Below are 13,032 nucleotides of genomic sequence, written 5' to 3' on the forward strand. Positions count from 1 at the left end.
ATGATCGACCCAAGATCGAACATTAAGAGTAAAATACTTCTTCTATCGAATTCGAGTGATTGTAAGCGCCAAGCGCACACAGTTAACTCAACCAGTTATGTCTGGTGACCATAGCGAGGTGGTCCCACTCCTTCCCATCCCGAACAGGACAGTGAAACGCCTCAGCGCCGATGATAGTGCGGGTTCCCGTGTGAAAGTAGGTCATTGCCAGACTCCCCTAAAGAAGCCCAGCTCAGAAGAGCTGGGCTTTTTGCTTTGGGCCGCGGAAGTGGAAGAGCGCAGAACAGAAGCAAAGCGAAGCCCAACACAAAACCCACGACAGACAGCAGTGCCGCGAACCGGCCGCCCCCAAGCCAGCGGCGCAAACCCAACCCCAAAACAAAGCCCAGCGCAGCTGGGCTTTGTTTTATCAGATGCCATTTGAAGATTATGAAGAGTATTCTGCTGGAGGCTTTGTAAATAATAGGCTCTGAGCAGATACCCTCTATCATGCAGGTAAATGACGGCACTGATTTGCATCTATTCGATTGGGATTGCTCATTAGCCCATCATCGCAGAAGTTCCTTCAACAATTAACATCGCTCTTGGCTATCACTGGCATCGCCCTCTCCTTATAATGCCGGATATTGATGCACTGCTGGCCCTTGATGCGGCCGATGAGAATACGATGCAAAACTATCCCACGCCCGACTTTGAACAAAAAATAGTCGCCCCTGCTGATTTGGTGGCGCATTTGGCAGCCTTGCCAAAACCAGTGGTTTTTACCAATGGCTGCTTTGATATTCTGCACCGCGGCCACGTTACCTATTTGGCGCAAGCCCGCGCGCTGGGCGGCAGCCTGGTGGTCGCGCTGAATACGGATGCGTCGGTGCGCCGCTTGGGGAAGGGTGATGATCGCCCGATTAATCCGCTGGAAAACCGTGCGGCCGTAATGGCTAGCCTTGAGTCGGTGACGCTGGTGACTTGGTTTGATGAAGATACTCCGCTCAATCTGATCGAGATGGTGCAGCCGGATGTCTTGGTGAAAGGGGGTGACTGGGCTCCCGAGGCGATGGTAGGAAGTCGTGAAGTGCTCGCGCGAGGTGGCGCGGTGCATTCGATTCCATTCCGTTTTGCGACTTCAACCACGCAAACCCTGCAAAAAATCCGGGGGGCCTAAATGGAGCTCGAACGGCATAATCTCTTAGCCAAGCTGATTCATGATGTGAATCAGCTTGGTTTTACACACCCGCAGATCATTACGCAGGGCATTTTGCTGCTCTTGTGCTGGGGGCTGGCCTACGGGGTATCGCGCCGTATTTTGCGCTCTTCGACCATTGCGGGCATGCGCTGGAAAACGGGTGAAGATGGTCTGCGCCGCATCCTTTTTCCCGTGCTCGCGCTGATCTTGGTGAGTGTTAGCAATTTAACCTTATCGCTGCTGGAAGGGCATGTGAATTCGCTGCTGCGGGTGGCCAATTTGCTGATGCTGGCGATGGTGAATATTCGGCTGCTGGTGTATGTGATTCGCCGCGTTTTCCAAGATGCCAAATGGGTGCAGCAGTGGGAGAAATACATCGCCTTGGTGATCTGGGGACTGTATGTCTTGCATGTCGTCGGTATTCTGCCGGAAGTGCTGCAAACCCTTGATGAAATCAGTTTCAACGCCGGCAAAGTGCATATTTCGGTGCTCACCGTGTTACAAGGCTTGCTCTCAGTAGGGGCGACTTTGTTGCTGGCGATGTGGGCTGGGCGCACGATTGAAGCCCGCTTAATGGCCACCGATGTGATGGAAATGAACGTCCGCGTGGTGCTGGTGAAGGTGATGCGCTCGGTGCTGGTGGTGCTGGCCGTGTTGCTGTCTCTCTCGCTGGTGGGCATCGATCTCACGGTACTGTCGGTGTTTGGTGGTGCGCTGGGTGTGGGTTTGGGTTTTGGTTTGCAAAAGATCGCCTCGAATTATGTGTCGGGCTTTATCATTTTGCTGGATCGCTCCATCAAAATGGGCGACCTGATTACCGTGGATAACCGCCAAGGTGTGATCAGCGGCCTCACTTCGCGCTATATCGTGCTCAAAGCGGCGGATGGTACAGAGTCGCTGGTGCCGAATGACACGCTGATTACCCAAACCGTGGTTAATCAATCGTATAACGATCGCTCGGTGTGGGTCGGCTTGCCGGTATCGGTGGCGTATGATTCCGATCTAGAGCTGGTGATGAAGATTATGGTGGATGTGACTAAAGACAATCCACGTATTCTGCCGCACCCCGCGCCGGGGGCGTTTGTCACGGCTTTTGCCGATAGCGGGATTAATCTCACGCTGGGTTTCTGGCTGGCCGACCCTGAAAACGGGCAGATGGGACTCAAATCCGAGCTCAATCTGAGTATCTGGCGTGCCTTTAAAACCCATGGCATCGAGATCCCTTATCCACGGCGCGATGTCATGATCCTGCCGCCTGCCGGCCAGCCGGCAGAGGCGCCGAAGAATTCTGCAGCACCTGAGGTTTCTGCGTAAAATCAGCACAGAGGCCACCCATCGGTGGCCGGCTTGAGGAATAAGAAGTATGTCTTGGTTGAATGGTTGGATTGATTTGCCGTGGTGGGGATATATCCTCGTTACGCTGGGTTTAACACACATCACGATTGCCGCGGTCACGATCTTTTTGCATCGCCACCAAGCGCACCGCGCGCTGGATTTGCATCCGCTGATCAGTCACTTTTTCCGGTTCTGGCTCTGGCTAACTACGGCTCAGATCACCAAGGAATGGGCGGCCATTCACCGCAAGCATCATGCCAAATGTGAAACCGCCGAAGACCCGCATAGCCCTCAGGTGTTGGGGCTAAAAAAAGTCTTCTGGGAAGGCTGGGAGCTGTATCGCGCCGAAGCCAAAAATCAGGAAACGCTGCAAAAATACGGCCACGGTACGCCCGATGACTGGATTGAGCGCCATTTGTATACCCCACATAGCGTCTGGGGCCCAACGACGATGGCGGTCTTGGATTTGCTGCTATTTGGTGTGAATGGCATTTGGATCTGGGCCGTGCAAATGATGTGGATTCCGATCATGGCAGCCGGGGTGATTAATGGTATTGGCCACTTCTGGGGCTATCGCAATTTCGAATGTGAAGATGCTTCCACCAATCTGCTGCCGTGGGGGATTTTGATCGGCGGCGAAGAGCTGCATAACAATCACCACACCTTCGGTACCTCGGCCAAGCTGTCGTATAAGTGGTTTGAGTTTGATATTGGCTGGCTGTATATCCGCACGCTGGCCTTCTGCCGCTTGGCCACTGTGCGCAAAGTAGCGCCCAAGCTCAAGCAAGGCACAGCCCGGCCGGTGTTTGACGAGCTGGCCGTTCAGGCTGTGATCGCCAATCGTTACGCCATCGCCGCCAGCTACGCGCGCACCTTAAAGGCCACCGTGGCCAGTGAAATCGAGCAATTACGCGCTAATGCCAGCTTGCCAGCGCTCAATTTCAACCCGGTGCGGCAAATGAAAATCTGGCTGAAACAAGATGCCAAAGATACTCCGGTGGCGGAGCAAACCAGCTTGCAGGCACTGCTGGCGCAAAGCGCGGTGCTCACACAGGTGTATCAGATGCGCCAAGAGCTGACCCGCATTTGGGAGCGCTCAACGCTGACCCGCGCCGAGCTGGTTGAGCAGCTGCAGGATTGGTGCCAACGCGCCGAAGCCAGCGGGATTAAGGCGCTGGCCGACTTCTCGCTCAGGCTGCGGGCCGTGGCTTAAGCCAGCCAATTTATCCGGGCGAGCTGCGGCTCGCCTTTTTTCATCGTTCGCTTTTTATTCTCACAAGGAATGTCATGATGTCATCGATTCAGCGTTATCACGTTGGCCCTCGTCTGTGCGAAACCGTCGTGCACAACAATACCGTGTATCTTGCCGGCCAGATTGCCGAAAACCTTGATAAAGACGCCCTCGGGCAAACCGAAGAAGTGCTGGGCTGCATTGATAAGCTACTGGCCGAAGTGGGCTCGGATAAAAGTAAAATTTTGCAGGTGACAATTTTCCTTACCGATATGGCTGATTACGATGCTATGAATCAGGCCTGGTCTGCCTGGGTGCCGGCCGGCCACACCCCCGCGCGCGCCACGGTGCAGGCCAAATTGGCCGATCCACGTTATCTGGTGGAAATGACCGTGATTGCTGCGCTGTAATACCTATTTGGGGTATTGCCATCTAAGCTAATTTTGATAATGCTTGCAGGGTGATACCCTGATAAGGAGCTGCAATGCCGATGCTGCTGGCCTATCTGGCCACTTGGGAGCCGTATGCTTTTGAGTCATTGCCGGTCGAAAAACTGAGCCATCTTTGCTATGCCTTTGCGGTGATTCGCGATGGAGAGCTTGATTTGCCGGGCGCATTCAGTGGCGATGCCGCCGCCTTGGCGCAGCAAGAGGCGGTGATGCAGCAAATGCTCGCGCTGCGTGCGCGCAATCCGGCATTGCAGATCTTGATTTCAGTGGGGGGGTGGAGTGCCGATGGTTTCTCCGATGCCGCGCTTACCGCCGAATCGCGCGCCAAGCTGGTGGCTTCGGGTCTGGCCTTTATCCGCCGCTATGGGCTGGATGGGATTGATCTGGATTGGGAATATCCCAGCAACGATATGGCCGGCATTCGCGCCCGGCCGCAAGATCGGCAAAACTTCACCCTGCTGCTACAAGAATTTCGCCAGGCGCTCGATGCCGAATCGCGCAGCGCCGCCCGACCGGCAGCGCGCCCGTATTTGCTGAGCATCGCCGCGGGCGCGGGGCAGTATTACCTCGATGGGGTGGAGATCGGGCCGGTGGCCGCGGCCTGCGATTTTATTAATCTGATGACCTACGATTTTTACAATGGCTGGGCCACGCGGGCCGGCCATCATGCCAATTTATACCCACCTGCCCATGAGCCCACGGCCGATAGTGCGGCGGGGGCGGTGGCGCTGTATGTGGCCAATGGCGTGCCGCGCGAGAAATTAGTGCTGGGTTGCCCATTCTACGGCCGCAGCCTGCAAGGTGTGGCGGCACCCGGTTTGGGCGCAGCTGGGCAGGCCGGCAGCAATGCGGCGCCGGGCTTTGCCAAAATTCGCCCCTTGCTGAGCGATCCGCGCTGGCAGCAACAGCGTGATCCGGTCGCGCGGGCGCCGTGGCTGTACGATGGTGATACCTTTATCAGCTATGAAGATGAAATCTCCATCGCCGAAAAAGGCGCCTTTGCGCGCGCAGAGGGGCTAGCCGGGGCGATGTTCTGGGAGTTGAGCGAGGACGATAACCAGCGCTTGCTCACTGCACTGCATGCCGCGCTGTATGCTGAGTAGGGGTATTTCTTTTGAATCTAAATAATACAAGCTCTAGCGGGCAATACGGCATGGGGTATCTGGCTGAGGCGAGCGATTTTGCCCAGCTGGTCACCCCATTTGGGGGCCTTGCCCTGTGGGCCAATGCGCAGGCGCTATTGCGGGTGGAGTTTCTGCTCGAGGCGCCGCCAGCGGTGGTGCCTACTGGCCCGATCTTGCAAGAGGCCGTGCGCCAGCTGGAGGCGTATTGGCGTGACCCGCATTTCACTTTTACTTTGCCCTTGTTGAGTGTCGGTACTGCGCATCAGCAGCAGGTGTGGGCTGCGATGCAGCGTATCCCGGTGGGGCAAACGCGTAGCTACGGCGAGCTGGCGCGCGAGCTGCAATCCAGCGCCTTGGCGGTGGGCACCGCCTGTGGGCGAAACCCGTATCCGGTGATTATTCCCTGCCATCGGATTCTTGGCGCCAAGGGGTTAGGCGGTTTTAACGCCCAGCGGGATGGGCGCGACTGGTTGCCGATCAAGCGCTGGCTGCTGGCGCACGAGGGCGTGCACTGATGGTGGATGCAGCGAGTGATGCTGATGTCAGTGTGGCAGACGAGCGGGCCAGCGCTGTGGCCGCCACTACTGCTCTGATTGATGCGTTTTTGGATGGAATCTGGCTGGAAGAAGGGCTGGCGCGCAATACCATTGACAGCTACCGGCGCGATTTGCTGATCTGGGCGCAATGGCTGGCACAGGAGCGCGGGCAACATGATGTATTGCAGGTTGATCGCGATACCGTGCAGGCTTTTCTGGCGCGGCAGGCGCGGGATTTGAAAGCGGCGAGCCTTGCGCGGCGGATGGCCAGTTTGCGCAAGTTTTATCAGTACTGGCTGGCCCGAGAGCGGCTGACGCTCGATCCCTGTGCCGAGCTGGTCACGCCCAAGCGGGTGCGACCGCTGCCCAAATCATTGCCCGAAGACACCATCGAAGCGTTGCTGGACGCCCCCGATTTGGATACCCCTGCTGGCTTGCGTGATCGCGCGCTGCTCGAATTGATGTACGCCACCGGCTTACGGGTGAGCGAGGTGGTAAGCCTGCCGCTGAGCCAGTTGCATCTGCGTGAGCGCTATCTGCGGGTATTGCACGGCAAGGGCGATAAGCAACGTTTGGTGCCGCTGGGCGAGGTGGCCAGCGAGTGGCTGGAGCGCTATTTGCAAACCGCGCGCCCACTGCTGGTGAAACACGCCAGCGAGCCGTGCCTGTTTGTGAATCAGCGTGGCGAAGCGATGACGCGGCAAGGTTGCTGGTTCATCATCAAGCAATATGCCACCGCGGCGGGTGTGGCGGCCAGTCAGCTCAGCCCGCACGTTTTACGGCATGCCTTTGCCACGCATTTGCTCAATCATGGCGCTGATTTGCGGGTGGTGCAAAGCCTGCTTGGGCATGCCGATATTACCACCACGCAGATCTACACCCAGGTGGCTGCCGAGCGGCTGAAGTCACTGCACCAGCAACACCATCCACGCGGGTAACACCATCCCCGTTTTCATTTGGCTTTCTTGATGCCTACGGTATGATTTGTTGGCTTGCTATCAGCATTTCATAAGGAGAGCGTCAATGGATTCAAGTCTGGTGAATAAGTATCAAGATCTGATCATGGGCTATGTGGCCGAATTCGGGGTGAAAATCCTCGCGGCGATTGCCTTCTGGGTGATTGGCCGTTGGTTGATCGGGGTGGTGGTGCGCTTTGTGCAAGGCGGCCTTTCGCGGCAAAAAGTGGACCCAACCGTATTGCGGTATGTGGGCTCGGCCGTTACGGTGTTGCTGAATGTCTTGCTGGTGATCGGTATTCTGGGCTACTTCGGTATTCAAACCACCACCTTCGCTGCCTTGCTGGCCGCGGCGGGTGTGGCGATCGGGATGGCTTGGTCGGGCTTGCTGGCCAACTTTGCTGGTGGTGCGTTCCTGATTGTGTTGCGGCCCTTTAAAGTTGGCGACATGATTTGCGCCGGCGGCGTAACCGGTATCGTGCACGAAGTGGGCTTGTTTGCCACCACCGTGATGACGCCCGACAACGTCTTGACTGTGGTTGGCAACAACAAAATCTTTAGCGACAACATTGCCAACTACAGCGCCAACGCTTATCGCCGTGTAGATCTGAAAGCCCAACTGTCAGGGGCGGCAGATGCGCCCGCAGCAATTGCGGCGCTGAAAGCACGCATTGCTCAAGTACCCAATGTGCTGCCTGAGCCTGCAGTGGAAGTGGAAATCCTGGATTTCCAGCTGGTAGGCCCTGTGCTGGCGGTGCGCCCGTATTGCCACAATGATCATTACTGGCAAGTGTATTTCGATACCAATCGCGCCATTCTGGAAACCCTGGCGGCCTTCCCGGCGCCAACCCCAGCGCAGCTGGTGACCGTGGTGCAGAAATAAACCCCAGCAATCAGTATTTGCACCCCAATAAAAAACCCGCCAACTGGCGGGTTTTTTATTACTGGCATTTGCAGATGATCTTCAGAAAGTACCCTGTGTGGGTATTAGGCTGGGGCCATTTCTTTTTCAGGGATGGAGAGCGATACCTTGCCATTGTCGTCGATGTCGATGGTAACTTCGCCCCCATTCACCAGCCGGCCAAACAGCAATTCGTCGGCCAGCGCTTTGCGGATGGTGTCCTGAATCAGGCGGGCCATTGGGCGCGCGCCCATTTGCGGGTCGAAACCATGCTGGGCCAGATAGTCTTTCAGCGCCGGTGAGAAATGCGCGTCGACTTTCTTCTCGTGCAGCTGCGCTTCCAGCTGCATCAGGAATTTGTCGACCACCTGCAGAATGATTTCGTGCGTCAGCGGCGCAAACGGAATGATGGCATCCAGCCGGTTGCGGAATTCCGGCGTGAACATGCGCTTGATTTCCTGCATTTCGTCGCCGGTTTCTTTGCGGGCAGTAAAGCCGATCACCGATTTATTCAGCATTTCTGCGCCCGCATTGGTGGTCATAATGATCACCACGTTGCGGAAATCGGCTTTGCGGCCGTTGTTATCGGTGAGCGTGCCGTGATCCATCACCTGCAACAGCACGTTGTAGATATCCGGATGCGCTTTTTCGATCTCATCCAGTAGCAAGACCGCATACGGGTGCTTATTGATGGCTTCGGTCAACAGCCCACCTTGTTCAAAACCCACATAGCCCGGAGGCGCGCCGATCAGTCGGCTAACCGCATGGCGCTCCATATATTCGGACATATCAAAGCGGATCAGCTCAATGCCCATGGTATAGGCGAGCTGGCGGGCCACTTCGGTTTTACCAACCCCAGTCGGGCCACTAAACAGGAAGGAGCCAATCGGTTTTTGCGGGTTACCAAGGCCAGCGCGCGCCATCTTGATCGATGTGGCGAGCACTTCGATGGCTTTTTCTTGCCCGAACACCACATTCTTCAGATCGCGCTCCAGCGTTTTGAGCGTGTTTTTGTCGTCAGAAGAGACTGATTTCGGTGGAATACGCGCAATTTTAGCGATGATGTCTTCGATCTCGCCTTTGCCGATGGTTTTTTTCTGTTTCGAGCGCGGCAAGATTTTTTGCGCCGCGCCGGCTTCGTCAATCACATCAATCGCTTTATCCGGCAGATGACGGTCGTTGATAAATTTAGCCGACAATTCCGCCGCCGTGGTGAGCGCCGCGGCGGTGTATTTCACACCGTGGTGGCTTTCAAATTTATCTTTCAGCCCTTTTAGAATCTCAATGGTCTGCTCGATCGTCGGCTCAACCACATCGATTTTCTGGAAGCGTCGCGACAGCGCATTGTCTTTCTCGAAAATGCCACGGAATTCACTGTAGGTGGTGGCACCAATGCATTTGAGCGAACCATTCGACAGCGCTGGTTTCAGCAGATTAGAAGCATCCAGCGTGCCGCCAGAGGCTGCGCCTGCGCCCACCAAGGTATGGATCTCGTCGATAAACAAAATCGCGTTGCGCTCTTCGGAGAGCTGCTTGATGACTGCTTTTAAGCGTTGCTCAAAATCGCCGCGGTATTTGGTACCGGCGAGCAGGGCACCCATATCCAGCGTGTATACGGTGGCATCGGCCAAGACATCGGGCACATCGCCCTCGACGATCTTGCGCGCCAAACCGTCGGCAATGGCGGTTTTGCCCACGCCAGCTTCACCCACTAGCAGCGGGTTATTTTTGCGGCGGCGGCACAAAATCTGGATCACGCGTTCCAGCTCATGATCGCGGCCAATCAGCGGATCGATTTTGCCCGCCAAGGCTTGCTGATTCATGTTCTGGGTGTAGTTTTCCAGCGCGCCACCACTTGGGGTTTCATTGTCGCCATCTTCATTTTGTTCGCTTTTGGGCGCCGATTGTGGCGCGCTTTGGCTGCTTTTGCTGATGCCATGGGCGATGAAGTTCACCACATCGAGGCGGGTGATGCCTTGCTGATGCAGGAAATAGACGGCGTGGCTGTCTTTTTCGCCAAAAATCGCTACCAGCACATTGGCGCCGGTGACTTCTTTTTTGCCGGAAGACTGCACATGCAAAATGGCGCGCTGAATCACGCGTTGAAAGCCGATGGTCGGTTGGGTTTCGACTTCATTGGTTCCCGACACCACCGGGGTGTGTTCGGTGACAAAGTCGCCTAGCTGCCGGCGCAGCTCTTCCAGATTGGCACCGCAGGCTTTCATCACTTCAATGGCCGAAGGATTATCCAGCAGAGCCAACAGTAGATGCTCGACTGTGATGTATTCATGGCGCTTTTGCCGCGCATCCATGAACGCCATGTGCAAACTAACTTCGAGTTCTTGGGCGATCATTTTATTTCACCTCCATGATGCATTGCAGCGGATGCTGGTGCGCCCGTGCGTATTGCGTTACATCGGCCACCTTGGTGGCGGCAATGTCTTTCGGGTATGTCCCGCAAACACCACGACCTTCGTGGTGCACTTTCAGCATGATCCGAGTGGCTTGCTCACTTCCCAATCCGAAAAACTGCTGCAACACGTCAATGACAAAGTCCATCGGGGTAAAGTCATCATTGAGCAACACCACTTGCCACATCGGCGGAGGGGCGGTACGAACGTCTGCTTTTTGGAGCTCAGTGTCAAACTGATACGTCTGGGCCATGGGGTTCACTTACCGGAGTTTCACTTTCTATTTTGGCGCGCGCCGCTGTTTTTTCAAGCGTTAACGCCGCGCGACACTGTGAATTATTAATCGGGACATCTCTTGACCGCGATGGTTATTCTCGCGTAAAAAGTGATGCAAGCTTGGTGGAAGCAATTCTAGCAGGCTACCTTTCGGCGTGCTCATTTGAGTGTGAAGCCGATATTTCAGGAATATTATTTTTAAAGTCTGCAGGGTTCTTAGCTATGGCATTCGGTACTGTTAAATGGTTCAACGATTCTAAAGGTTTTGGTTTCATCACGCCGGACGAAGGTGGTGATGATCTGTTCGCGCACTTCTCGGCAATCAATATGCCAGGCTTCAAAACCCTGAAAGAAGGTCAGCGCGTGACTTTCGAACTGACGCAAGGTCAAAAAGGCCTGCAAGCAGCAAATATCCAGACCGCCTAAGCGTCTGCTTGCTGTAGTCAGATCAGCCCGCCGCTCGGCGGGCTTTTTTATGTCTGGCGCTTCACCCATAAAAAAACCCCGCTAAGCGGGGTTTTTTATGCAGGCGTAGCCAGCAATTACATGCGTTCGATCATTGCTTTACCGAAGGCCGAGCAAGACACTTCTTGCGCGTCATCCATCAGGCGAGCGAAGTCGTAAGTAACGATCTTGTCTTGGATCGCTTTGCCCATTGATTCGATGATCTTGTCAGCAGCTTCAGTCCAGCCCATGTGGCGCAACATCATTTCAGCCGACAGAATCAGTGAACCTGGGTTTACTTTGTCTTGGCCAGCGTATTTCGGTGCAGTACCGTGCGTGGCTTCAAAGCACGCTACGTTGTCAGACAAGTTCGCGCCTGGAGCGATACCAATACCGCCTACTTCTGCTGCCAGAGCGTCAGAAATGTAGTCGCCGTTCAGATTCAGGGTTGCGATTACGTCGTAATCAGCTGGACGCAACAGGATCTGTTGCAGGAAGGCGTCAGCGATCACGTCTTTGATCACGATGCCGTTTGGCAGTTGCAACCATGGGCCGCCGTCGATCTCAACGCCACCGAATTCTTTCTTGGCCAGCTCGTAGCCCCAAGTGCGGAACATACCTTCGGTGAACTTCATGATGTTACCTTTGTGAACCAAGGTAACGCTCTTACGGTTGTTGTCGATCGCGTATTGAATCGCTTTGCGAACCAGACGCTCAGTACCTTCTTTAGATACTGGCTTGATACCGATAGAAGAAGATTCCGGGAAGCGAATCTTGTTCACGCCCATTTCTTTTTGCAGGAATTCGATAACTTTCTTCGCGCCTTCAGAAGTGGCATCCCACTCGATACCGGCGTAGATGTCTTCTGTGTTTTCACGGAAGATCACCATGTCAACGAGGTCTGGGCGTTTAACTGGTGAAGGTACGCCGTCGAAGTAACGTACTGGACGCAAGCAAACATACAGGTCCAGGTTTTGACGCAGGGCCACGTTCAATGAACGGATGCCGCCGCCAACTGGCGTAGCCAATGGGCCTTTGATCGATACAACGTATTCTTTCAGTGCATCGAGGGTTTCTTGTGGCAGGTATGAGCCATCAGCGTACAGTTTTGAGGCTTTCTCGCCGCAGTAGATTTCCATCCAGTGGATTTTACGCGCGTCGCCGTAGCATTTTTTCACAGCTGCATCGACTACATCGATCATAACTGGGGTGATATCCACACCAATACCATCACCTTCGATGAAAGGGATAATTGGATTGTCAGGAGTGGCGAGGTTAGGAACGATTTTCGCGCCGCCTTGTGGTACTTTGATCAGACTCATCGTGCTATTTCCTGTGAAATACAGCCAATTAAAAACGCCTCGCCCCGCTTTATCCTGATTTTTATGCCAGCAGGGGCGAAAAAACGCACTATTATCACAGGTTTGCCGGCGCTCTGCCAAGCCGTTTGGCGACGATGTAGGTTATTATGCCGCTGGTTTCCCCCTTGTTTTGAACGCCCATGCCGCAGCTGATCTTGCTGAACAAACCGTATGGCGTGATTTGCCAATTCACGCCCAGCCCCCCTCATCAATGCCTCGCTGATTATGTGCCAATCAAAGAGGTGTATGCAGCGGGGCGGCTGGATACCGATTCGGAAGGCCTCTTGCTGCTGACCGCGCATGGCGGGCTGATTCACCGTATTACCGACCCGAAACACAAGCTGCCGAAAACCTACTGGGTGCAGGTGGAAGGCGTGCCCGACGAGGCCGCGCTGGCGGCTTTGCGCGCGGGTGGCTTGGATTTGGGCGACTTTCGCACGCAGCCAGCGGGGGCCCGGCTGATGGATGAACCCGCTGGCCTGTGGCCGCGCCAGCCGCCGATCCGCGAGCGGGCGAATATTCCCACCAGCTGGCTGGAAATCATCATCAGCGAAGGCAAAAATCGCCAAGTGCGCCGAATGACAGCCAAGGTGGGGTATCCAACGCTACGCCTCATTCGTTATGCGATTGGGGGCTATACCCTGGATGGTATTGCGCTGGGTACGTTTCAAACTCTGGAAGTCGCAGCGCCACCCGCCCCCAAACCCGCAGCCAAGGCGAGCGCAGGGCCACGCCCGGCTGGGCGGCCCAAACAGCGCGGCCGCCGCGGGCCGAATAAAACGCGCTAATCCCCTTTACCCAATCTCCTTACTGCCGCCGCCTTTTGCG

At 55.4% G+C, this 13,032-nt stretch carries 13 protein-coding genes and 1 rRNA gene; 11 read left to right on the forward strand and 3 right to left on the reverse strand.

The window, feature by feature from the left end; genetic code table 11:
* The first annotated feature begins 100 nt into the window (after nt 1–100).
* The 9 genes from rrf to G482_RS0109160 all read left to right on the forward strand — a co-directional run bounded on the left by rrf (nt 101) and on the right by G482_RS0109160 (nt 7,694).
* Nucleotides 101–213: ribosomal RNA gene (rrf, locus tag G482_RS0109120) — 5S ribosomal RNA — on the forward strand.
* 454 nt (nt 214–667) lie between these two features.
* Complete coding sequence (rfaE2, locus tag G482_RS0109125; RefSeq protein WP_028449780.1) at nt 668–1,159, forward strand: D-glycero-beta-D-manno-heptose 1-phosphate adenylyltransferase; 492 nt, start codon at nt 668–670, stop codon at nt 1,157–1,159.
* Complete coding sequence (locus tag G482_RS0109130) at nt 1,160–2,494, forward strand: mechanosensitive ion channel family protein (protein ID WP_051258879.1); 1,335 nt, start codon at nt 1,160–1,162, stop codon at nt 2,492–2,494.
* 49 nt (nt 2,495–2,543) lie between these two features.
* Nucleotides 2,544–3,728 (forward strand): DesA family fatty acid desaturase, encoded by a 1,185-nt coding sequence (locus tag G482_RS0109135; RefSeq protein WP_028449782.1) that lies wholly within the window; start codon nt 2,544–2,546, stop codon nt 3,726–3,728.
* A gap of 77 nt (nt 3,729–3,805) precedes the next feature.
* Nucleotides 3,806–4,156: a RidA family protein gene (locus G482_RS0109140; protein ID WP_028449783.1), complete on the forward strand. Its 351-nt coding sequence runs from the start codon at nt 3,806–3,808 to the stop codon at nt 4,154–4,156.
* Nucleotides 4,157–4,230: 74 nt separating this feature from the next.
* Nucleotides 4,231–5,298 (forward strand): glycoside hydrolase family 18 protein, encoded by a 1,068-nt coding sequence (locus G482_RS17990; RefSeq protein ID WP_051258880.1) that lies wholly within the window; start codon nt 4,231–4,233, stop codon nt 5,296–5,298.
* Nucleotides 5,299–5,309: 11 nt separating this feature from the next.
* A complete protein-coding gene (locus tag G482_RS0109150; RefSeq protein ID WP_211227597.1) occupies nt 5,310–5,834 on the forward strand; it encodes a methylated-DNA--[protein]-cysteine S-methyltransferase in 525 nt (174 codons plus the stop codon).
* Complete coding sequence (gene xerD, locus G482_RS0109155; protein WP_051258881.1) at nt 5,834–6,793, forward strand: site-specific tyrosine recombinase XerD; 960 nt, start codon at nt 5,834–5,836, stop codon at nt 6,791–6,793. Before G482_RS0109150 ends, xerD begins: the two co-directional genes overlap by 1 nt.
* Before the next feature lie 85 nt (nt 6,794–6,878).
* Complete coding sequence (locus tag G482_RS0109160; protein WP_028449786.1) at nt 6,879–7,694, forward strand: mechanosensitive ion channel family protein; 816 nt, start codon at nt 6,879–6,881, stop codon at nt 7,692–7,694.
* A 104-nt stretch (nt 7,695–7,798) separates the two neighbouring features.
* On the opposite strand, the gene clpA is transcribed toward G482_RS0109160, so the two are convergent.
* Together clpA and clpS are read right to left on the reverse strand one after the other, a co-directional pair.
* Nucleotides 7,799–10,066 (reverse strand): ATP-dependent Clp protease ATP-binding subunit ClpA, encoded by a 2,268-nt coding sequence (clpA, locus tag G482_RS0109165; protein WP_028449787.1) that lies wholly within the window; start codon nt 10,064–10,066, stop codon nt 7,799–7,801.
* A 1-nt stretch (nt 10,067) separates the two neighbouring features.
* Complete coding sequence (gene clpS / locus G482_RS0109170) at nt 10,068–10,376, reverse strand: ATP-dependent Clp protease adapter ClpS (protein WP_028449788.1); 309 nt, start codon at nt 10,374–10,376, stop codon at nt 10,068–10,070.
* A 245-nt stretch (nt 10,377–10,621) separates the two neighbouring features.
* On the opposite strand from clpS, the gene G482_RS0109175 reads away from it, so the two are divergent.
* Nucleotides 10,622–10,825, forward strand: coding sequence for a cold-shock protein (locus tag G482_RS0109175; RefSeq protein ID WP_028449789.1), 204 nt, complete (start codon nt 10,622–10,624; stop codon nt 10,823–10,825).
* Nucleotides 10,826–10,941: 116 nt separating this feature from the next.
* Here the strand turns inward: G482_RS0109175 and icd are convergent, their stop codons facing one another.
* Nucleotides 10,942–12,165: an NADP-dependent isocitrate dehydrogenase gene (gene icd / locus G482_RS0109180; RefSeq protein ID WP_028449790.1), complete on the reverse strand. Its 1,224-nt coding sequence runs from the start codon at nt 12,163–12,165 to the stop codon at nt 10,942–10,944.
* Nucleotides 12,166–12,344: 179 nt separating this feature from the next.
* Between icd and G482_RS0109185 the strand changes: the two genes are divergently transcribed.
* On the forward strand, nt 12,345–12,992 hold the full coding sequence (locus G482_RS0109185; RefSeq protein WP_028449791.1) for a pseudouridine synthase: 648 nt from the start codon (nt 12,345–12,347) through the stop codon (nt 12,990–12,992).
* Nucleotides 12,993–13,032 lie beyond the last annotated feature (40 nt).

The sequence above is a fragment of the Chitinibacter tainanensis DSM 15459 genome (assembly GCF_000429785.1).
GTDB lineage: Bacteria > Pseudomonadota > Gammaproteobacteria > Burkholderiales > Chitinibacteraceae > Chitinibacter > Chitinibacter tainanensis.